Raw genomic sequence first — 21,668 nt, forward strand, 5'->3', positions numbered from 1 at the left:
CATCAGTGTAATCATAAAAATATGAAAAGAGTTTATTTAGATAATGCAGCCACAACACCTTTAGATCCAAATGTGATTGCCGAAATGACTAACGTAATGCAGAATTTTTACGGCAATCCGTCTGCAATACACGCTTTAGGTAGAGAGGTGAGAACTTTGGTAGAAAAAGCAAGAAAGACTGTTTCTGGTTTGTTAAACGCATCTCCATCAGAAATTTTCTTCACATCTGGTGGTACTGAGGCTGATAATACTGCCATACGTTGTGGTATTTCTGCTTACGGAATTAAACATGCAATTACATCTAAAATAGAACACCACGCGGTTGAGCATACTTTAGCAATGTTGTTAAAAGATGGCGTGATAGATAAATTGAGTTTTGTTAATATTGATGAAAAAGGAAATATTGATTACAACCATTTAGAAGAACTGTTGCAAAACAACGATCGTACATTTGTTTCACTAATGCATGCCAACAATGAGTTGGGTACGCTAACAGATATGGAAAAAGTTGGCGATATTTGTGAAAAATACAATGCAATTTATCACGCAGATACAGTTCAAACCATGGGTCATTATCCGCATGATGTGCGTAAGCTAAAAGCGCATTTTATTGTTTGTGCGGCGCATAAACTTCATGGGCCAAAAGGTGTAGGCTTTTTATATGTTAACAGTAATATTAAAATACCACCAATGATTTACGGCGGTGCGCAAGAACGTAACATGCGTGGCGGTACCGAAAATGTATATGGTATTGTGGGCTTGGCCAAAGCATTAGAAATCGCTTATGCAGAAATGCAAGAGCACCAAAATCATATTCAAGGCTTAAAAAATTATTTAAAAGAGCAGTTAATAGCCGAAATACCCGGTATTGCTTTTAACGGCGAAACTGAAGAAAACAAAAGTTTATATACTGTTTTAAATGTGTCGTTTCCAGAAATGGATATGGCAGATATGTTGTTGTTTAACTTAGATATTAACGGTATTTGCGCCTCTGGTGGCAGTGCTTGTTCATCTGGCTCAAACATTGGCTCACATGTTTTAAATGGCATTAAAGCAGATCCAAATCGTCCATCGGTGCGTTTTTCTTTTAGTAAATACACCACAAAAGAAGATTTAGACTATGTTTTAGAGAAAGTGAAAATGGTAGTAAAGCAAAATGCACTTGCGTAGTTATTATTACAAATAATTATTAATCTCGTTTGGTCATATAATAGTCTCAGCATTTTTGTTGAGACTTTTTTATTGGTAAAACATGGGCAGTTTTTCATTTTAAACTGCAGCCCTTCTTTTCGCTTCAATCTTTTTGTATTTTGTTTCGGCTTCGCACTCAACAACAAAAAGTATTTACGCTACAATAAGGTTTATATTACAAAGTTTGTAGTTCTTGGCAATGGCTAGGAGCAAACCTAAATAGATGCAAAAACCTGCGTAAAATAAACCCGACATACGCGAAAATTCTTTTTATTAAGTCCCCTTTAGGGGATTTAGGGGTAAAAAGAATTGCAGCATTGGCGGGGCTGCTGTTTGTTCGCTGCACAACATTTGCTTTTCCTATCAAAAAACAAAATAGTTATTGTATTGTTATTTAAGTACATCAAAACTAAATGTTATGGAAAATCACAAAGAAAATCAAGAAGAGAATAATAGAGAAGTTAAAGCTGATTTAATTGATGCTGTAAATCCTGATAGTGATACTACACGTACGGAGAAAAACATCGAAAAAAGTAAATCTTCAAATCCGACAAGTAATTTCGAGAAAAAACATGCTCGTACTAATAATGCATTAGGAGGTAGCCACGAACCAGGTACCACACCAGGCACAGGATTTTAACTGTAAATTAATTATATTTAAACCACGACATTCATCGTGGTTTTTTTATTTAAAAATATGCAAAGAAGAAAATTTATTCAGAATTCTGCATTGGCTGCAGCGGTTTTGGCTTTTTACAAAGGAGATGCTTTTGCAAATCCATTAAGGGCTTATCAGTTTAAAGAATTGAGGAATGGTGTTGGTGTATTTTTAGAACAAGGAGGAACGATTGCTTGGCTAAATAGTACTAATGGTTACGTGGCGGTTGATTCTCAATTTCCGGCGTCGGCAACGCATGTAATTGAAGAATTGAAGAAATTAGGAGATAAACCTTTTAAATATTTATTAAATACTCACCATCATGGCGATCATACGGGTGGTAACATTGCTTTTAAAGGCTTAGCGGAGCATGTGGTTGCGCATGAAAACTCTCTTGTAAACCAAAAGTTAGCAGCCGAAAAAGCAAATAATTTAGCTCAGCAATTGCTGCCGGATGTAACTTTTGGAAAGGGTTGGAAAGCGCCAGTTGGTAAAGAGAAAATTAGCGCTTATTACTATGGCTCTGGTCATACCAATGGCGATGTGGTTTACCATTTCGAAAACGCAAATGTGGTACATGTAGGCGATCTGGTGTTTAACCGTAGGTTTCCTTACATAGATCAGGCCAATGGTGCGCATATAGGCAACTGGATTACCGCTTTGGATAAAATTTACAATCAATTTGATAAAGATACAATTGTAGTTACTGGCCACAGTTTAGATCCTGAGAAAGTAGTTGGCGACAAAGAAAACGTAAAAGCATTTAAAAATTATCTTGAAAGTTTGCTCGCTTTTGTTGGTGCAGAAATTAAAGCAGGTAAAACAAAAGAAGATATTTTAAAAGCAACAACAATACCTGGTGCACCCGAATGGAAAGGTGATGGTATCGTTAGAAGTTTAACTGCAGCATATACAGAGTTAACCGTAGGTTAGTAAGTGTTTGGAGACGAGCGTTCAATTTCGCCTATCGGTCGGTGTCTCACCGACCGAAACTATTTCTATTATTTTTATCAACTAAGAAAGTTCTAATCTCTATAATCTCTTGCCTATCGGTCGGTGTCTCACCGACCGAAACTATTTCTATAATTTTTTATTAACTAAGAGTTCTAATCTCTATAATCTCTTAATATTCCAAATTCATCCATACCAGTCTTGTAAAAGATTGCACTACTCCATCTATACTCTTCTGGATACTTACATAATCCCCACTTTTCTAAAGTTGGATTATTGTGTATATAATCTATTTTTTGCAATAAAATTTCCTCTGTACTTAAAGGTATTGCCAAAGGGTCTCTTTTCCAAAATTGATAAGTTCTATCCATTTTTTCAGAGTAATAATCTTTTAATAGTGTATTATTATTTGCAAGAAGGTATTTTCTGAATTGATGAGCTGTGAATTTTGTAAAGCTTGTTGCAGGATTTTCCTTGCCATTTTGTTTTAAAATATTCCATATTAAATGAATATGATTAGTCATAATAACATACGCATTAATTTCTACTAGTTGTTGTTTTACTAAACATTGTAAAGAGTTAATAATTATCGTTTTCAATTTGTCATCAACTAAGAGATGAGCGAAATTACAGATGGTATCTGTATAGAAGTATGAATTGTAGAAATCCATCTGTCCCTGTCTTTTATGGAAAATGTGCATAATGTTGAAATTTGCAGGGATGCTAACACAAGGTAGTTATATATAATCAAAATCTTATCGCTTTATATTTTTTCGGTCGGTGAGACACCGACCGATAGGCGCTAAGGAAATGTAATTAAAATATATTTTTTCGGTCGGTGGGAGACAAACCGATAGGCGCTAAGGAGATCTAATCAAAAGAAGTTGACTGACTTGTCTATGGAATTGAAAGTAGGCTCGATATTTATTTATTACTTTATATGTTTTTCTTGTAGTTGAGACACTAAACGATAGATGAAACGCTCAATTATTCTCCCAAACTTTATTTCAATTTATAAACGTTCCATATTAAAAATAATTCTTCTATTTAACTAACGGTTAATTATTTCCCAAATTCTATAGGGTATATTTGTTCAATTCAAATCGCTATTGCTATGGATGATTTTTTAGCCGCCCGTTCGCAAATGGCCCTTTCTCTGGGCTTTCACATTATTTACGCTTGTATTGGTATGGTAATGCCGTTTTTTATGGCAGTATCGCATTATAAATGGTTGCAAACCAATAATGAAGTATATAAAAACATTACCAAGGCTTGGAGCAAAGGAGTAGCCATATTTTTTGCTACAGGTGCGGTTTCTGGTACAATGTTATCTTTTGAGTTGGGCTTACTTTGGCCAAAATTTATGGAACATGCTGGCCCCATATTTGGGATGCCGTTTTCATTAGAGGGAACAGCTTTCTTTATAGAGGCTATTGCACTTGGGTTCTTCCTTTACGGGTGGAATAAATTGAACAAATGGTTTCATTGGTTTACTGGCGTAGTAGTTGGTGTAAGTGGTTTAGCTTCGGGTATTTTAGTTGTAGCCGCAAATGCGTGGATGAACAGCCCAGCTGGGTTTGATTTTGTTGATGGTAAATATTTAAACATAGACCCAATTGCGGCCATGTTTAACAAAGCATGGTTTACACAAGCTTTGCATATGTGTTTGGCTGCTTTTACTGCCACGGGTTTTGCTGTTGCTGGTGTACACGCTTTAATGATTTTGCGCAAACAAAATCCAGATTTTCATTACAAAGCTTTCAAAATTGCAGCCATATTTGCTACCATTTGTGCGGTATTGCAACCCCTAAGTGGAGATTTATCTGCAAAAGATGTAGCACAAAGGCAACCTGCAAAATTAGCTGCAATGGAGGCTTTATACACAACCCAAAAGCCTGCTCCATTATTGGTTGGAGGAATTGTAGATGAGAAAAATAAAAAGGTAACACATGTTATAGAAATTCCGGGTGCTTTAAGCTTTTTAGCGCATGGAGATTTTAAAGCAGAGGTTAAAGGGTTAGATCAAATACCTGTAGATGAACAACCACCGGTGGCAATAACTCATTACGCTTTTCAAATTATGGTTGGTATTGGCACGTTGCTCATGTTAATATCGTTAGGTTATTTTGTACTCCTTTTGCGCAAAAAATCAATTTTAGATAGACGTTGGTTGCTCAAACTTTTTGTTATTTCTATTCCACTTGGGTACATCGCTTTAGAAGCGGGCTGGGTAGTAACAGAAGTTGGTAGGCAGCCTTGGATTATTTACGGGATTATGAAAACTAGAGATGCCGTAACACCAATGCCAGGTATCGCATGGTCATTCTATTTGTTTACCGCAATTTATGCATCGCTCAATGTCATTGTTGTTTTCTTGCTCTATCGACAAATTAAAATGGTACCTCAATTATACAGTCAGCCTCAGGTTTCACCTTCACTAAAAGTTAAATAATATGGGTTATGTAATTATCATCTTCCTATGTGCATCCATTTTGCTGTACTTTTTATTGGGCGGGGCAGATTTTGGTGCCGGAATTATCGAATTGTTTACCTCTCGAAAAAACCGAAGTAAAACCCGTAAAACAATGAGCCAAGCCATTGGTCCGGTTTGGGAAGCTAACCACATGTGGCTCATTATTGCCGTAGTAATTTTGTTCGTTGCTTTTCCAAAAGTATACACCACCATGTCGGTTTATTTGCATATTCCGTTGGCCATTATGCTAATTGGCATTATAGCAAGAGGTACAGCCTTTGTTTTTAGGCATTACGATGCCGTTAAAGACCAAATGCAAGATGTTTACAACAAAATTTTTATCTACTCGAGCTTTATTACACCCTTGTTTTTGGGCATTATTGCAGGTAGTGTAATTTCTGGTAAAATAGATAGCGATGCCAATAATTTTGCAGATGCTTATGTATTTGGCTGGTTAAATTGGTTTTCTATTGCTGTAGGACTGTTTACTGTAGCACTTTGTGGTTTTTTAGCGGCAATTTACTTAATAGGAGAGAGCCAAGAAGTCGTGGACCAAAAGCGTTTCATCAAAAAAGCAGAGTTCATGAATGTGGCTGCGGTAATTTTTGGTGCCATGGTTTTTACAGCTGCCTACCTTGAAGATGTACCCTTGTACACGTGGGTATTTCAAAATGAAATTGGTTTAACAGCCGTAATTTTAGCCAGTCTTTCGCTTGTTTTATTATGGTACCTCTTGCTAAAAGGCAAAACAAAAATTTTAAGAATTTTAGCCGGTTTTCAAGTCACCATGATTTTGGTTGCCATTAGTTATGCGCACTTTCCAAATTTTATCCGATTAAAAAATGGATCTGCGCTTTCACTTTATGAAACCATTGCACCTTTCAAAACAGTGCAAGCATTAGGATGGGCTTTAGTTTTAGGGAGTTTTTTAATCTTGCCTTTTCTGGGTTATCTGTTTTATAAATTTCAGCAGAAAGAAGAGTAGTTATATTTCAATGGTTCATTAGTTTTTTAGAAGCGCTAATGCAGTACAACTATAAATGTCAGTCCTGCTTTCCATTCTATCTTTTTAGCTATCCTTCGCTTTGGCTCCGGATAAGCGCTAAAAAGGATATCATTCCAATCAGGGCTATGAAACAAATTTACTGTACAAAACGAAATAATTTATCTGCCATAATCTGAGATAAATATATTCCAACGGCAATCTTGGTAGTCAGTAAACATATGAAATAGCAAGCCAATGGCTATAATTCTAATCACCTTATTCTTCTGCAGTAATAATAAAAAGTAAACTGCTATAGCATAATAACTGTGCAAAGGATGAAAACCGATGCTGCATCTCCCGGCTTCAAATATTGGGGTTGCCAATAAATGATCTAAATCTACCAGCATCGTGCAGAGCAAAATCAAATAGGTTTTTTTCCAATCTTCCTTAAAAAATAAATACGCTATTAGTAACGGAAAAACGAAGTGTAAACCGTAATGTATAAGTGTTTGGATGATTTTTAGGGTATTGATATCCATAATTTAACTTCAATTAAAAGCTAAATTATAAAAATTACGCTAAGCTTAAAACTTTAGCTTGCGAACTTTGTCGCTAGCTTTTAAATATTCAGATAGGGCAGCAGATCCGTACCAATTGAATAAATCTGCATCTAATAATTTAGCTTTAACTGCAGGGTCGGTTGCTAAAATTTCTTTTGCCTCATCAATGGTTTTCACATTTAAAATAAAAATTCCTCTATAGTTTTTATCGTTTTTACCCATCGGCCCTGCCACAATTAACTTATTCTCTTTAACCAATTTGCCCATATTCGCCATGTGTCCGGCAAAAGCATCATCATATTCTGTTTTGGTAGATGTTGTATTTGAGCCAGTTTTAAGCATTACCAAAATATATTGTTTCATGCCATAATCATCAGCGCCTAAAGTCTTAGCCAATTCAGCATCATAATTCGGATTTGTACTTTGGGCCTTTGCCGTAAAAAATAAAGCTGTGCAAAAGATAAATAGGATTAAATTTTTCATTTTTTGTTTGGGTTTATAAGTTAGACCTCAGCAAATAGAATTAGGTTACACCCTGTTAAGCTTTTAATTTTTGATAAACCTTCAGCTTTAAAATATTGTAATACACAAATTTAAATTAGGTTTTTCTCCGCTAACCATTTTGCTAACTCTGCTTTAATAGCATTACCCATTTTTTGCTGATTTGCTGGATTTTCTAAAAATTCTTTACTCACACCATTATCACCTACTTCTAAAAGTACACGATATTTAGCTGTATTTACATGCTCATCTAAACTATAGAAAGCTCTTTTGCCAGTAGCTTTGCATATATAATCGTTTCTGCCGGTTGAGCTATCTAATTGTACACCTCGGTTTTCTAAATCAGTAACTGCACTTATTGCCGCAACTAACCTTGCCGCTAAAGCTCTATTCTCTGCTTCGTATTCATCACCATCATGTATAAAACCCCAAATGGCATGTCGCTTTGTGCCTCCATTATTGTGTACAGAAATAAAAACATCTGGTTTCTTTTTATTGGCGTTTTTTAATTCATAGGCATAGCCAGATATTTTACCATCTATAATAGCCGATGTATGTTCTACAACCGTATTACTGCCAACATTTGGATGATGCAGATTTGGCTCATTTAAGCTCCAAACTTTAAATTCTTTTAGTTTTGGGCTTGCAGCGATTGCAGCTTCTACAATACCATTGCAAACTGCAGCTTCGCTAAAATCTTTGCCAGTATCTGTTTGGTGCGATGGCTGCCATACTCCCACCACTTTTGGCTTTTCTAAAAATTTTAAAGTAAAACTAGATAGGAGCGTTAGGCAGGCAAGTGAAAAGAATATTTTTTTCATAGGGATTGATTTTAATACCCTAAGATAGAGTTTTGAATTTAAAAAATTCGATGTTTATGATACTAGAAAGTTAACACTAACAAGCTTAAATTTCTTTTTAGGTATCTAAAATTCTATTAACAAAAAAAGCAAGATTAACATTCCGTAGTACATCAAATCCTGCTTTTTTACCATTTATTTTCCGTCTTTCAGACTTTTCCGACTTCCGGACTATTCTAATTCTTCATCATCTTTAAGAAACTCGCCAATTTAGCTTTCATCTGTCTTCTATCAACAATAAAATCTAAAAAGCCATGTTCTAACACAAACTCAGAAGTTTGGAAACCTTTTGGTAAATCTTTTTTAATGGTTTCTTTAATTACACGTGGGCCAGCAAAGCCGATTAAAGCTCCTGGTTCTGCAATATTAATATCGCCTAACATAGCGTATGATGCAGTAACACCACCAGTAGTAGGGTCAGTTAATAAAGAAATATAAGGGATTTTAGCCTGCGCCAATAAAGCCAATTTAGCCGATGTTTTGGCCATTTGCATTAATGAAAATGCAGCTTCCATCATACGAGCACCACCAGATTTAGAAATCATTAAAAATGGCACTTTGTTTTTAATGCTGTAATCAATAGAGCGAGCAATTTTTTCTCCTACAACAGATCCCATAGACCCTCCAATAAAAGCAAAATCCATACAAGCAACCATCAATTCCTGTCCATCTACTTTACCGTGAGCAGCTCTAATTGCATCTTTTAAGCCAGTTTTAGCCTGACTTTCTACAATACGCTCGGTGTAAGGTTTGTTATCGTTAAATTGTAATGGATCGCCAGAAGTAAGGTTGGCAAACAATTCGGTATACTCGTTATTGTCGAAAAGAACTTGAAAATATTCTTTAGAACCTATTCTTAAATGGTAATCGCAGTACTGACAAACATATTTGTTTTCAGTTAAATCTGCACTGTGCAAGGCCTTTTTACAATTAGGACACTTGTTCCACAAACCATCTGGTGCTTCTTTCTTTTCTTCTGTTGTGGTACTAATACCTTTTTTTTCTCTCTTAAACCAACTCATGTTATGTTTTAAAATTGCGAGTACAAAGAAACGAATTTTTTTTAAACTATAGTACGTGTTTTTCTCTAAGTGTTTAACAAAAAGCACAACTTTAGCTATAGGTTATTGTAAAAAATACACTTAGGTAAAAAATGATGTTTTTGTCGATTTTTTTTATAACTTCGAAATATCAAATTTAAATAGAAATGAGTTTAAAAGGCTATAAAGGCGTAATTTACGGAGCAGCCGTTCAAGAATTATTTGAGCAGGCTAAAAAACATCAATTTGCATTACCAGCGGTAAATGTTACAGGAACCAACACCATAAATGCGGTAATGGAAACTGCAAGAGCAGTAAATTCTCCTGTTATGATTCAACTTTCTAACGGCGGAGCACAGTTTTACGCAGGTAAAACTTTAAATAACGATAATTTAAATGCTTGCGTTTTAGGTGCAGTTTCTGCAGCTAAACATGTTCATTTATTAGCAGAGCATTACGGTGTGGCTGTGGTTTTACACACAGACCATGCTGCAAAAAAGTTATTGCCATGGATTGATGGATTGTTAACACATGGTGAAAAATTCTTCGCAGAAACTGGTAAACCATTGTTTTCATCGCACATGTTAGATCTTTCTGAAGAATCTTTAGAAGAGAACATGGAAGTTTGCGTAGAATATTTTAAACGCATGGACAAAATGGGCATGACTATTGAAATTGAATTGGGCGTAACTGGTGGAGAGGAAGATGGTGTAGATAATACTGATGTAGATAGTTCTAAATTATACACGCAGCCAAGTGAAGTTGCTTATGCTTATGATGAGTTAAGTAAAGTTAGCGACCGTTTTACTATTGCTGCAGCTTTTGGTAATGTACATGGTGTTTACAAACCAGGTAATGTTAAATTGCAACCAATCATCTTAAAAAATTCTCAAGATTTTATTAAAGAAAAATATGCCTTAACTGCAGAGAAACCAATTAATTTTGTTTTCCATGGTGGTTCTGGTTCATCGCAAGAAGAAATTAGAGAAGCTATTTCTTACGGTGCAATTAAAATGAACATCGATACCGATATGCAATGGGCATTTTGGCAAGGAATTTTGGATTATTACAAAACTAATGAAGCTTTCTTGCAAGGTCAAATTGGTAATCCAGATGGCGATGATAAACCAAATAAGAAATATTATGATCCACGTGTTTGGTTACGTAAAGGCGAAGAAGAGTTTGTTAAGCGTTTAACAGGTGCTTTTGAAGATTTGAATTGCATTAACGCAAACGATAAATTGTAACGAACAATTAATATAAATTATAAAGCGCTCTGAAATTCAGGGCGCTTTTTTTGTTTCGTTACCACGGATTTATTTCAGGGTTTGCAATATTAGGTAGCAACTGTTTGCGAAATTTTGGGGTGTTGCTTGCATAAAGAATATCGCCAAGGTTTGATAGTCCGGTAGCAACCTGCCCGAAGAGCATTTGCTTAGTTTTTAGCCCCGGGTGAAGCGTTTACCCTGCAGCAAGTAGCTTTTGCTACGCAGCGAAGTGTAAGAGCGAAACACGGGAACGGATTTATTGAATAGCAATTGCCTTGCGCTGCAAAAAATCTTTATTTATTTTAATTGATAATATGATTATTGACGTTTTAATTGCAGAAATTAGCTATTAGTTAAAATTTTGTGATTTATGGAAACAAAGCAAAAAAATATGGGTTTATTTGAAAGATTTGCCAACGCTGCTACTAAATTTACCGGAAGCTCTCCAGCATTTATTGGCGCTGCCGCAATTGTGTTTTTATGGGCGGTTACAGGGCCACTGTTTAATTACTCAGAAACTTGGCAATTGGTTATCAATACAGGTACAACGATAATTACATTTTTGATGGTATTTTTAATTCAAAAAGCACAAAATAAAGACGGCAAAGCCATTCAATTAAAGTTAAACGAATTGATTGCTGCACATGACCATGCAAGTAATAGAATGGTTGATATTGAAGATTTAACCGAAGAGGAGTTAGACCAGCTACACAAATTTTATGTTACTTTGTCTCGCTTGGCAAAAAAGGAAACAGATATTCATTATTCGCACTCTATAGATGCGGCAAAAGAACTAAATTTAGAAAAAACAAAATCTACTAAACCCTATAAAAAACATAAAAATCATGGACGCACTATTGGTACACAAGGCACTCACTAAAGAAGAATTAGAAAAGGTTTTTGCTATACGCAAAATTGTTTTTGTTGATGAACAGGGTTGTCCGCCAGAGCTTGAGTATGAGAATGAAGATGTTTCGCATCACTTTCTAGCTTTATCAGACCATCAACCATGTGGTGCATGTCGCTGGCGCAAAACCGATGCCGGATATAAGCTAGAACGTTTTGCGGTACTGAAAGAGTTTAGGGGTTGTGGGGTAGGCAGAGCAATGATTGCCACCGTTTTAGCTGATTTACCTTCTGATGCGCATTATATTTATTTGAATGCACAACTAGATGCTATGGGCTTATATGCAAAATTCGGTTTTGTTGCCGAAGGGGAGCAATTTGAGGAGGCGGGTATACAGCATTTTAAAATGGTGAAGAAGGTTTAAGGGGCTTAAAACTTAACCACAGATTAAAAGGATGAACACAGATAAGAGGGAATAGAAATCTGTGTTTAGCTGTGTCAATCTCTAGTTGGACTAATTGAAGCTAAAGTAGAGTTAGGAATTAAGATTTTAGCTGATTATATAGTATTAAAACTCCCAAAACAAAGCATACTAAACAGGTACCCCAAATTAACCAATCTTCTAGCATATGTGGTCTAAACATAAAATGACCACGATTACCTGCGCCATAAAATGCAAAACAAAATAACGCGATTAATAATAAAATAATTGCTAGCGTAATTTTAAAAACTCTCATCCGCATCAACTAAAATCTGTGTTTATCAGTGTCAATCTGTGGTTAAATCAATTGCCAGCAAAAACTTTAGCAGACAATGCCATTGCCTCATTCCATTTATTCATATTCAAATTTAAATCTTCGCCTTTGGCCTGCAAAAATGCAATCAAATCTTCTGTAGCCATATTTCCAGTCAGATCGTCAGTGGCCATTGGGCAACCGCCAAAACCTTTTAAAGCGCTGTCAAAGCGTTTGCAACCAGCCTCGTAAGCAGCCTCAATTTTTTCTAAACGAGTAGAAGGTGTGCTATGTAAATGTATGCCAATTTCAGTTTGCTTAAATTTTGCAATTAGCACAGGTAAAATGGTTTTGATCTTCTCGGGAGTTGATACACCTGTTGTATCGGCTAACGAGAGAATTTTCACGCCTCTGTTTACCAATTCATCAGCCCATTTTTCTACGATCTCTATATTCCATTCATCTCCATACGGGTTACCAAATCCCATTGATAAATAAACCACCGCTGTTTTTTGATGTTGATCGCATAAGTTCAGCATTTCTTCAACAGTGGTTAAAGATTGAGAGATACTCGAATTTGTATTGCGTTGCTGAAATGTTTCTGAGATTGAAAACGGAAAACCAAGGTAATTGATCTCTTTATGCTTCACAGCTTCTTCTACGCCTCTTAAATTAGCTACAATGGCTAGTAGTCTAGTGCTTGTATTACTTATATCTAATTTCGCTAAAACTTCTTTTGTATCTCGCAGTTGCGGAATAGCTTTTGGAGATACAAAACTGCCAAAATCAATCGTGTCAAAACCAACTTGTAATAGCAAGTTAATGTATTCTGCTTTTAAATCCGTTGAAATAAAATCATGCAAACCTTGCATGGCATCACGTGGACATTCTATGAGTTTCATTTTTAAGATATAAGATTTGAGAAGTTAGATATGAGATGTGAGACTTAGTTTATGTTCCTAAACTAGCGACCAATGAACTAATGAACTAATGAACCAAAGACCAAATGACTAATGAACTATAGAACTTTCCGTCTTTCCAACTTCCGGGCTAGCTACACTTTCAGACTGCAAATTATTAATCGCTTTCCATTTTTCGCCTTTAATAAATGGTCTGATAATTAATCTGGTGCCTCTATCATAACTAAAATAACTCCATACCCAATTTACAAATACAATTAACTTGTTTCTAAAGCCTACTAAAGTCATTAAATGCACAAACATCCAGGTAAACCATGCAAAAATACCCTGAAAACGGATTTTGCCGATATCAACCACAGCTCTATTTCTTCCAACTGTGGCCATAGATCCTTTATCAAAGTATTTAAAGTTCTCTGTTGGTTTACCCTCAATAATGTTTAGCAGATTTTTAGCTAATAGTGTTCCTTGTTGTATGGCAGCTGGTGCTACACCTGGATGTCCGTTTGGAGTTTCTTCTGTAATCATCGCCGCAACATCTCCAACTGCGTAAATATTTTGATAGCACTCTACTTTATTAATTTGATCTACTTTTAAACGATTGCCTCTAACCGTACATTCTGGATTTAAACCATCTAATACTACCCCTTTAACACCCGCACTCCAAATTACAGTTGCCGAAGAAATATTTCTGCCATCAAGTAGTTCAATCGTTTTGCCATTGTAACTTTTAACCCTTGCATTGGTATAAACCAAAACGCCCATTTCTTCTAAAAACTGTTGAGATTTTTGTTGCGCTTGTGGCGACATTGGTCCTAATAACTCTGGAGAGCCTTCAATTAGATAAATATTTACTTGATCAATGTCTATTTCCGAATAATCATTTTTTAACACATGGCGCTTCAACTCGGCCAAAGCACCGGCAGTTTCTACACCTGTTGGGCCACCGCCTACAACTACAAAATTTAACAATTCTGCTTTGGTGGTTGGGTCTGTGGTAATTAACGATTGCTCTAAATTCTGCAGAATTAAACTTCTTAAATTTAAAGCCTCGGGTATAGACTTCATTGGCATGGCATTTTGCTGAATTTCATCTTGCCCGAAAAAGTTACTTGTAGATCCTGTGGCAATTACCAAATGATCGTATTCAATTTCACCGATGGTTGTAATTAGTTTATTTTGCTCTGGAATAACTTTTTTAACCTCCGTAACCCTAAAAGTCAGGTTTTTTTGCCCTTTAAAAATTTTTCTGATGGGAAAAGCAATCGAGTCTGCTTCTAAACCCCCAGTTGCAACTTGATACAATAATGGTTGAAACGTATGATAATTATGTTTGTCGAGGATAGTTACATCAACCTCTTTATTTCTTAATTTTTTTGCCAATTCTATCCCGCCAAAACCACCGCCAACAATTACAATTCTTTGTCTTTTGTTTTCCATAGTAAATAAACTATTCAGCCTATCAAATAGTTTGTCAAATATAGCAAGTTATAAATTGAATAAATGTAAAACCAATTGATGTAATGATAAAGCAGAAGTTTAATTTTTTTTTGAAAAACTATGTCAGTGCTTTTGGCTTTTTCAGCCCCGCTTTTTAATCGGGTTTATATTACAAAGGCAGTAGTTCTTTTGGGGCTTTAGTTCTGGCAAAAGGTATAAGAATAAGAGCATTTAACCACAAAGGCACAAAGAACACCAAGAGATTTTTGTACGTATGATTAGCTTAACATGAGGGGCAAGAAGCTGATATGAAATGCTTGCTTTGTTGTTTAAACCCGATTGGATGAATGCCATTTTTCATGGCAGTAAGGAAAGCGGGGCAGGAGTATCCGATGAAATGCTGACATTATTTTACACCTCACCCTTTTAAAGTTAGTAGTTAAACTTAGTTCCTTCGTTTCCCTCTCTTTGAGGAGAGGGGCTTGACAGACAGCATGCAAGCCCTAACCTTTCACGGGGTGAGGCCACAAAAAAAAGGGTTCCGAAAAATCGAAACCCTTAAATTTTTGATATCGTTTAAATTAACTAAGCTTTTTTATTTGCTTCGTTTTTAGATAAATCGATTACAATTGGAGTAGAGATACACAATGAAGAATATGTACCAATGATACGTCCGATTAATAAGGCGAAAATAAATCCTCTAATGCTATCTCCACCGAAAATGAAAATTACAATTAGTACGAAGAATACTGTTAATGAAGTTAAAATTGTACGACTTAAAGTACTGTTCAATGCGAAGTTGATTAAAGTATCGCGTTCTGCACCATAAACATCTTCTTTTCCTTTTTCTGCCAAACGCTCACGGATACGGTCAAATACAACAACTGTTTCTGTCATGGTGTAACCCATTACCGTTAAAATAGCTGCAATAAAATCTTGTCCAATTTCTAATGGGAAAGGTAAAACACCATCTAAAATAGTATAGAATGATAACACCAACGCCACATCATGGAATAATGCGATAACCGCACCTAAACCATATTGCCATTTACGGAAACGAACCAAAATATAGATAAACATTACCAAACAAGAGAACAAAATTGCTCCATATGCTCCGTAAATAATATCATTTGCAATAGTTGGCGTTACTTTTTGAGAACTTTCAATCTCATATTTAGCACCTAATTCACCTAAGCCTTTTCTTAAAGCTGTTTCAACAGTTTTATCTGCATTAGGATCGTTAATTTGCCAAGGAGTAGTTATTTTTAAAGCATTGTCTGTTCCAGCAGTTTTAACTAAAGCCTCTTCACCTTCAAAATTAGCAGATAATTTTTCTGCAACTTCTGCAGTATTCATTTGCTTATCGAAAGTAACCATGTAAGTTCTTCCGCCTTTAAAATCAACACCTAAGTGTAAACCATCATTTTTGATATAAAAAATTACACCTAAAACAATAATTGCTGCAGAAATCATGTAATATAATTTTCTACGACCAACAAAGTTGAAAGCAATATTTTTAAATGCATTTCTAGTTACACTATTATCGAAAGAGATGTTAGCTTTTCTACTTAACATTGATTCGAAAATTACTCTAGAAATTAATACAGCTGCAAAGAACGATGTAATTACACCCACACAAAGTGTTACAGCGAAACCACGTACTGGTCCGGTACCAAACACTGCTAAAATACCACCTAAAATAAATAGCGTTACGTTTGAGTCGATGATAGACGACATTGCATGTTTAAAACCTTCTTTAATAGCAGTTGCCGTATTTTTACCCAAGGCAAGCTCCTCTCGAACACGCTCAAATATCAGAATGTTCGCATCAACGGATAAACCAATGGTTAACACGATACCAGCAATACCAGGTAATGTTAATACAGCACCAAATGCTGCTAATACACCCATGATAAAGAATAAGTTTATTACCAATGCAATATTAGCAACCCAACCTGCTTTGTTATAGTAAAGCGCCATAAACGCTAAAATAACAGCAAATGCAATAACAAATGATGCTAAACCACTATCAATTGCTTGTTGACCTAATGAAGGACCGACTACATAATCTGAAACGATTTTTGCTGGAGCTGGTAACTTACCTGCTTTTAAAATATTTGCTAAATCTTTTGTGTCTTCTGGAGTAAAGCTTCCTGAAATTGAAGAAACACCATTAGGAATTTCGTTTTGTACTGTAGGAGCTGAGTAAACTGAATTATCTAATACAATTGCAATCGCTTTTTTATTGTTTGGATCAGCAGATGCATCAGCAGTTACTTTTTTCCATTTGGTAGCACCTTCAGAAGTCATGTACATGGTAACTTCTGGGTTGTTGTTCTGATCAAATGTGTTACGAGCATTAGCTACTGATTCGCCACCTAAATCTGGTTTGCCATCTAAAGAAGTTACTTTGATTGCGTAAAGTTCAAAAACCTTTGATTTATCCATCGGTTTAACACTCCACATAAATTTAAGCGTACCCGGAATTAATGATTTTACATCTGGTCTGGCGAAGTAAGCATTTACTTTAGCTGTATCTTTTTGTAACACCCAACCAACAACTGGTCCTGGGCGTAAAGCTTGTTGGCCATTTTCTGCTTGGTAAGTAGGGATACTTAAAACAGCATATAGAGGATTTTTCTTAGCAGCTTCTGCAGCTAAAGCAGTAGATGAAGTATCTTTTGTTTTATTGCCTTTAACAATATCAGCTAATTTGCCACCAGCAGCCTTTGTAGTATCTGCGGCAACAGTTGCAGTTGTAGCAACAGTATCTTTTACAGTTACGGCTAAGGTTTTATTAATGTTTTCTAAAATACCAACAACTTCTTCGTTTTGGTAAACTTGCCAAAATTGTAATTCTGCAGAACCTTGTAATAATTTACGAACACGTTCTTTATCTTGTACACCTGGCATTTCGATGAAAATTCTGTTAGAACCTTCTTGTTTTTGCATGTTCGGACTAACCATACCGAAACCATCGATACGACTACGTAAGATTACAAAAGAACGATCAATAGCACTTGTAGCTTCTTTAGACAAATAGCTTTTTACCTCTGCATTGCTTGCATTGGCTTTTAACAAAGCAGTGTTGTCTTGATTAGCGAAAAAATCAGCTAATTTTCCGTTAGGTGCAAGTTTTTCGTATTCACTAACAAATAATGAGATGTAATCTTTACCACCAGCATTCATTTGCACTTGAGCATTTTGCAATGCCTGGTTAAAAGTAGCATCGGCTGTATTGTTAGCTAAAGATTTAGTTAGCTCAGCTAAAGAAATCTCCATAGTAACGTTCATACCACCTTTTAAATCTAGTCCAAGGTTAATTTCTTTACCTTTTACTTGTTGGTATGTTAAGCCTAATAGTGGATAAACAGGCTCATTAGCCATCGAATCTAAGTAAGCTTTTTCTTTAACGGCATCGCCTTTGGCAAACGCTTTCGCGTCTTTTTCTACGTTATACGTAACCAAATTAAATGATAACGAATACAGACAGACAATACCTAAAAGTATTGCCATAAATTTAATAAAACCTTTACCTTGCATTTTTTGTTATGTATTATTTCTTATTTGCTGTTTTTAAACAAGTCGGCAAATCTAATTATTTTTTTAAATAATAGGACTTGTTATTTTACTTTTATTAAGGAAGTTGAATTATATGCGTTCCAACGTAGAAAAAGTGTAAGCTACACTATTTTTTTCATCTGCAGGATGATATTCTTTGTTAATCTCTTTCCATTCTTCTCTATTTAACTCAGGAAAAAAGACATCCGCTTCGTAGGTTTGATGAACGGTAGTTAAATAAATCTTATTGGCGAGAGGAAGTGCGTATTTATAGATCTCCGCACCACCAATTATAAAAACTTCATTTTCATTTTGGCAAAGCGATAATGCTGCTTCTAATGTATTTACAACTTCTACGTTTGGTATTTGGAGTTCAGTAGATCTGGTAATTACAATGTTTCTTCTGTTGGGTAATGGTCTACCGATCGAGTCGTAGGTTTTGCGACCCATAATGATGGTATTGCCCGAGGTGATTTCTTTAAAATGCTTTAAATCTGCCGGTAAATGCCAAAGTAATTGATTGTTCTTACCAATGGCATTGTTTTCTGATACGGCTACTACGATGGATATTTGGTTCATTAGTTCATTAGTTCTAAAAGGCACATTGCGTCATTGCGATTTACGGAGTAATCTTAAAGCTTTTTATAGAAGGATATTGCTTCGTACCTCGCAATGACGACTCTCACTACACCGCCACTATCCCCTTAATATGTGGATGCGGATCGTAATTCTCTAAAGTAAAATCTTCAAATTTAAAGTCAAATATATCTTTTACTTCAGGGTTAATTTTCATAGTGGGTAGAGGTCTGGTATCTCTGCTCAATTGTAAGTTTGCTTGTTCGATGTGGTTATTGTACAAATGCGCATCGCCAAGCGTATGCACAAAATCCCCATATTCTAAACCGCATACTTGAGCTACCATCATTGTTAAAAGCGCATAAGATGCAATATTAAAAGGTACACCTAAAAATATATCCGCACTACGCTGGTATAATTGACAGCTTAATTTTCCATCGGCTACGTAAAACTGAAAAAATGCGTGACATGGAGGCAAAGCCATATTTTCAACCTCAGCAACGTTCCATGCAGAAACAATGATTCTTCTCGAATCTGGATTGCTCTTAATGGTATTGATGATTTGGGTGATCTGATCAATAGATTCGCCATTTGGTTTTGGCCAACTACGCCATTGTGAGCCATAAACGGGACCTAAATCTCCATTTTCATCAGCCCATTCATCCCAAATACGTACGCCATTTTCTTTTAAATATTTGATGTTTGTATCGCCACTTAAAAACCAAATGAGCTCGTGTATGATAGATTTTAGGTGCAATTTTTTAGTGGTAACCATAGGGAAACCTTCAGCCAAATTAAACCTCATCTGGTAGCCAAATACACTAATTGTTCCTGTACCAGTTCTATCGTGCTTTTGAGCGCCATGATCTAGCACATGTTGCATTAAATCTAAATATTGTTTCATATCACAAATCCGCCAATGGCGATGCTTAAATGTTCTAATGCAAAACTATAAATTTAAACAGTCTTTAGGTATTTGGTTTTTCCACAATCTGGATTTTGCTAACCAACCAGAAATATCAACTCTGTTAAAAAGAATTAAATGCTTGGTATTTTGTAGCCATTATGATATTCAGCCGCAAGATGTTTGTTAGCCTCGCTATCAGTAAATTTGTTTTTTTCTGCATCCCAATATATTTTTTTACCAAGCCTGTAAGCAATGTTTCCCATTTGGCAAATTTTTGCGATGTGTGATCCAACTTCAATTGATGCATTTAGGTTTTCAAGTTTTCTTGATTGTACCACATCTAAAAAGTTAGCAGCGTGTTTTTCCAAACCATTATCAACAGATTTTTGAAATTCTACGCGGTCAATTTTATCTTTTCCACTTTCTCTTTCGGGTATAACTTCCCAGCCTCGTCTGTTTACAATCAAAGTTCCATTGTTTCCGATAAAAGCCACGCCGTGATCTCTACTGTAAGGCCCTCCATTAATTCCCGTTGCATGTTCCCACTGCAAATTAAAATCTTTAAACTGATAAATTGCTGTCAAAGTATCTGGTGTTTCAGATGCATCATCAGGGTTTGCAAATTTTCCTCCAGATGCAACAATACTAATTGGCGTTTCAGCTTTCATGCCAAGCATGGCAAAATCAATCATATGTACACCCCAATCTGTCATTAAACCACCAGCATAATCCCAATACCATCTAAAATTAAAATGAAAACGATTTCTATTAAAAGGTCGGCTAACTGCTGGTCCAAGCCATGCTTTGTAATCTACACCTTCAGGTACTGCACTGTCTGGTACAATTGGAGTGGCTTTCATCCATCCTTGGTATGCCCAAGCTTTTACCAAACGTACATTGCCTAATTTGCCAGAATGAACATAGTCCATCGCATCTGCAAAATGTTTTTGACTTCTTTGCCATTGGCCAACCTGTACAACTTTATTATACTTTTTTTGAGCAGCGACCATTAAGTTACACTCATGTATAGAATTTCCAGCAGGTTTTTCTACATAAACATCTTTGCCTGCAGCTAGGGCATCAATCATAATTTTACAATGCCAATGGTCTGGTGTGCCAATTACAATTGCATCTATATTTTTGTTAGTTAATAGTTCTTGATAATTGGTAACTGCAATTACATTAACGTTGCGCCTTGCCAATTCTTCAGTTCTTTTCTTCAATACATTTTGGTCAACATCACACAATGCTAAACATTCTGCTCGTGGATCTTTTAGTAAAGCGTTTAAATTAGACCAGCCCATGCCGTTTACGCCAATCACACCAAAGCGAATTTTATCAACTATGTTATTGGCGAATAAGTTAAGCGGAGCAAATGAAGATAAACCAGAACCTGCTAAAAGAACTGTAGTTGATTGAATAAAGTTTCTGCGTTTCATATATTTTCAGGTTACGTTTATGAATGGTGAAGCAAAATAAAAGATCATTAATAAATTAATATATTGCATTTGATTAAAATAGTAGTCTTCAAGTTCGATGAAATCTTTCTAATATAAAAAAGGATATCATTTAAGTAAAATTCACTTGATTATTAAAACTAAATATGCATAAAAAGCTTGTCGTACTCTGCTTATTGTTATTCTTAACTATTCTGAGTTTTGGACAATCACCAAAAGCCTTAAAATTGTCTGATGCTGCAATTGCATTAACCAAACTGAAAGTGGTTTATGACCCTGCTTACTTCAGTATTCCTTATCCAAATGGCGATGTGCCTGCCGGGAAAGGTGTTTGTACTGATGTAGTGATTAGAGCTTATCGAAATGCTTTTAACATCGATTTGCAAAAAGAAGTGCATGAAGATATGAAACCAAATTTTAAGTTATATCCAAAAAATTGGGGCAGAAAAACAACCGATAGAAATATTGACCACAGGAGAGTTTATAATTTAATGGTTTTCTTTAAACGAAAAGGTACTGTAAAACAGATGACGAAAAATGCAGCGGATTACAAGCCAGGTGACATTGTTTGCTGGAATTTAAGTGGTGGTATTTCACACATTGGTTTAGTAGTAAATAAAAAATCGCCCGATGGCAAACGATATTTAGTTGTGCATAACATTGGCGCAGGACAAGTAATAGAGGATGTACTTTTTGATTGGAAAATTATTGGTCATTATACTTATCGGTTATCCTGATTTAC

Annotated in this window: 20 protein-coding genes; 9 read left to right on the forward strand and 11 right to left on the reverse strand. The window is 35.6% G+C overall.

Annotated features, from left to right (window positions below; all coding sequences use genetic code 11):
* Nucleotides 1-21 precede the first annotated feature (21 nt).
* The 3 genes from AC07XU_RS08080 (at nt 22) to AC07XU_RS08090 (ending at nt 2,782) form a co-directional block, all read left to right on the forward strand.
* Nucleotides 22-1,170 carry a cysteine desulfurase family protein gene (locus tag AC07XU_RS08080; RefSeq protein WP_494943131.1) on the forward strand — a complete coding sequence of 383 codons (1,149 nt, stop codon included), beginning with the start codon at nt 22-24 and terminating at the stop codon, nt 1,168-1,170.
* Nucleotides 1,171-1,609: 439 nt separating this feature from the next.
* Nucleotides 1,610-1,831 carry a hypothetical protein gene (locus tag AC07XU_RS08085; RefSeq protein ID WP_494943132.1) on the forward strand — a complete coding sequence of 74 codons (222 nt, stop codon included), beginning with the start codon at nt 1,610-1,612 and terminating at the stop codon, nt 1,829-1,831.
* Nucleotides 1,832-1,888: 57 nt separating this feature from the next.
* Entirely contained in the window at nt 1,889-2,782 is an 894-nt protein-coding gene (locus AC07XU_RS08090; protein ID WP_494943133.1) for an MBL fold metallo-hydrolase, read from the forward strand.
* Nucleotides 2,783-2,955: 173 nt separating this feature from the next.
* Here the strand turns inward: AC07XU_RS08090 and AC07XU_RS08095 are convergent, their stop codons facing one another.
* The gene (locus AC07XU_RS08095) at nt 2,956-3,324 is read right to left on the reverse strand and encodes a transposase (protein ID WP_494943134.1); all 369 of its coding nucleotides are present in this window, start codon (nt 3,322-3,324) and stop codon (nt 2,956-2,958) included.
* 590 nt (nt 3,325-3,914) lie between these two features.
* Here AC07XU_RS08095 and AC07XU_RS08100 point away from each other — a divergent pair.
* Together AC07XU_RS08100 and AC07XU_RS08105 are read left to right on the forward strand one after the other, a co-directional pair.
* The gene (locus AC07XU_RS08100; RefSeq protein ID WP_494943135.1) at nt 3,915-5,252 is read left to right on the forward strand and encodes a cytochrome ubiquinol oxidase subunit I; all 1,338 of its coding nucleotides are present in this window, start codon (nt 3,915-3,917) and stop codon (nt 5,250-5,252) included.
* A 1-nt stretch (nt 5,253) separates the two neighbouring features.
* Nucleotides 5,254-6,258, forward strand: coding sequence for a cytochrome d ubiquinol oxidase subunit II (locus tag AC07XU_RS08105; protein ID WP_494943136.1), 1,005 nt, complete (start codon nt 5,254-5,256; stop codon nt 6,256-6,258).
* A gap of 179 nt (nt 6,259-6,437) precedes the next feature.
* Here the strand turns inward: AC07XU_RS08105 and AC07XU_RS08110 are convergent, their stop codons facing one another.
* The 4 genes from AC07XU_RS08110 to accD form a co-directional block, all read right to left on the reverse strand.
* Entirely contained in the window at nt 6,438-6,797 is a 360-nt protein-coding gene (locus AC07XU_RS08110; protein ID WP_494943137.1) for a DUF6122 family protein, read from the reverse strand.
* A 45-nt stretch (nt 6,798-6,842) separates the two neighbouring features.
* Nucleotides 6,843-7,301 carry a YciI family protein gene (locus AC07XU_RS08115; RefSeq protein ID WP_494943138.1) on the reverse strand — a complete coding sequence of 153 codons (459 nt, stop codon included), beginning with the start codon at nt 7,299-7,301 and terminating at the stop codon, nt 6,843-6,845.
* Nucleotides 7,302-7,411: 110 nt separating this feature from the next.
* Entirely contained in the window at nt 7,412-8,140 is a 729-nt protein-coding gene (locus tag AC07XU_RS08120; protein ID WP_494943139.1) for an N-acetylmuramoyl-L-alanine amidase, read from the reverse strand.
* Nucleotides 8,141-8,355: 215 nt separating this feature from the next.
* Nucleotides 8,356-9,201 (reverse strand): acetyl-CoA carboxylase, carboxyltransferase subunit beta, encoded by an 846-nt coding sequence (gene accD, locus AC07XU_RS08125; RefSeq protein WP_494943140.1) that lies wholly within the window; start codon nt 9,199-9,201, stop codon nt 8,356-8,358.
* Nucleotides 9,202-9,386: 185 nt separating this feature from the next.
* Between accD and fbaA the strand changes: the two genes are divergently transcribed.
* The 3 genes from fbaA to AC07XU_RS08140 all read left to right on the forward strand — a co-directional run bounded on the left by fbaA (nt 9,387) and on the right by AC07XU_RS08140 (nt 11,758).
* Nucleotides 9,387-10,466, forward strand: a complete 1,080-nt coding sequence (fbaA, locus tag AC07XU_RS08130) for a class II fructose-bisphosphate aldolase (RefSeq protein ID WP_494943141.1) — start codon at nt 9,387-9,389, stop codon at nt 10,464-10,466.
* Between the two features lie 391 nt (nt 10,467-10,857).
* On the forward strand, nt 10,858-11,367 hold the full coding sequence (locus AC07XU_RS08135) for a low affinity iron permease family protein (RefSeq protein WP_494943142.1): 510 nt from the start codon (nt 10,858-10,860) through the stop codon (nt 11,365-11,367).
* Nucleotides 11,333-11,758, forward strand: a complete 426-nt coding sequence (locus AC07XU_RS08140; RefSeq protein WP_494943143.1) for a GNAT family N-acetyltransferase — start codon at nt 11,333-11,335, stop codon at nt 11,756-11,758. Before AC07XU_RS08135 ends, AC07XU_RS08140 begins: the two co-directional genes overlap by 35 nt.
* Before the next feature lie 360 nt (nt 11,759-12,118).
* On the opposite strand, the gene AC07XU_RS08145 is transcribed toward AC07XU_RS08140, so the two are convergent.
* From AC07XU_RS08145 to AC07XU_RS08170, 6 genes are all read right to left on the reverse strand, one after another.
* Entirely contained in the window at nt 12,119-12,970 is an 852-nt protein-coding gene (locus AC07XU_RS08145; RefSeq protein ID WP_494943144.1) for a hydroxymethylglutaryl-CoA lyase, read from the reverse strand.
* Between the two features lie 108 nt (nt 12,971-13,078).
* Entirely contained in the window at nt 13,079-14,425 is a 1,347-nt protein-coding gene (locus AC07XU_RS08150; protein WP_494943145.1) for an NAD(P)/FAD-dependent oxidoreductase, read from the reverse strand.
* A gap of 585 nt (nt 14,426-15,010) precedes the next feature.
* Complete coding sequence (secDF, locus tag AC07XU_RS08155; RefSeq protein WP_494943146.1) at nt 15,011-17,968, reverse strand: protein translocase subunit SecDF; 2,958 nt, start codon at nt 17,966-17,968, stop codon at nt 15,011-15,013.
* Nucleotides 17,969-18,076: 108 nt separating this feature from the next.
* Nucleotides 18,077-18,565 (reverse strand): dihydrofolate reductase, encoded by a 489-nt coding sequence (locus AC07XU_RS08160; protein ID WP_494943147.1) that lies wholly within the window; start codon nt 18,563-18,565, stop codon nt 18,077-18,079.
* Between the two features lie 106 nt (nt 18,566-18,671).
* The gene (locus tag AC07XU_RS08165) at nt 18,672-19,466 is read right to left on the reverse strand and encodes a thymidylate synthase (RefSeq protein WP_494943148.1); all 795 of its coding nucleotides are present in this window, start codon (nt 19,464-19,466) and stop codon (nt 18,672-18,674) included.
* Between the two features lie 134 nt (nt 19,467-19,600).
* Nucleotides 19,601-20,908, reverse strand: a complete 1,308-nt coding sequence (locus tag AC07XU_RS08170; protein ID WP_494943149.1) for a Gfo/Idh/MocA family protein — start codon at nt 20,906-20,908, stop codon at nt 19,601-19,603.
* 164 nt (nt 20,909-21,072) lie between these two features.
* Between AC07XU_RS08170 and AC07XU_RS08175 the strand changes: the two genes are divergently transcribed.
* Complete coding sequence (locus AC07XU_RS08175; protein WP_494943150.1) at nt 21,073-21,663, forward strand: DUF1287 domain-containing protein; 591 nt, start codon at nt 21,073-21,075, stop codon at nt 21,661-21,663.
* The last annotated feature ends 5 nt before the right edge of the window (nt 21,664-21,668 follow it).

It is taken from the genome of Pedobacter sp. GW456-11-11-14-TSB4 (genome assembly GCF_059424425.1).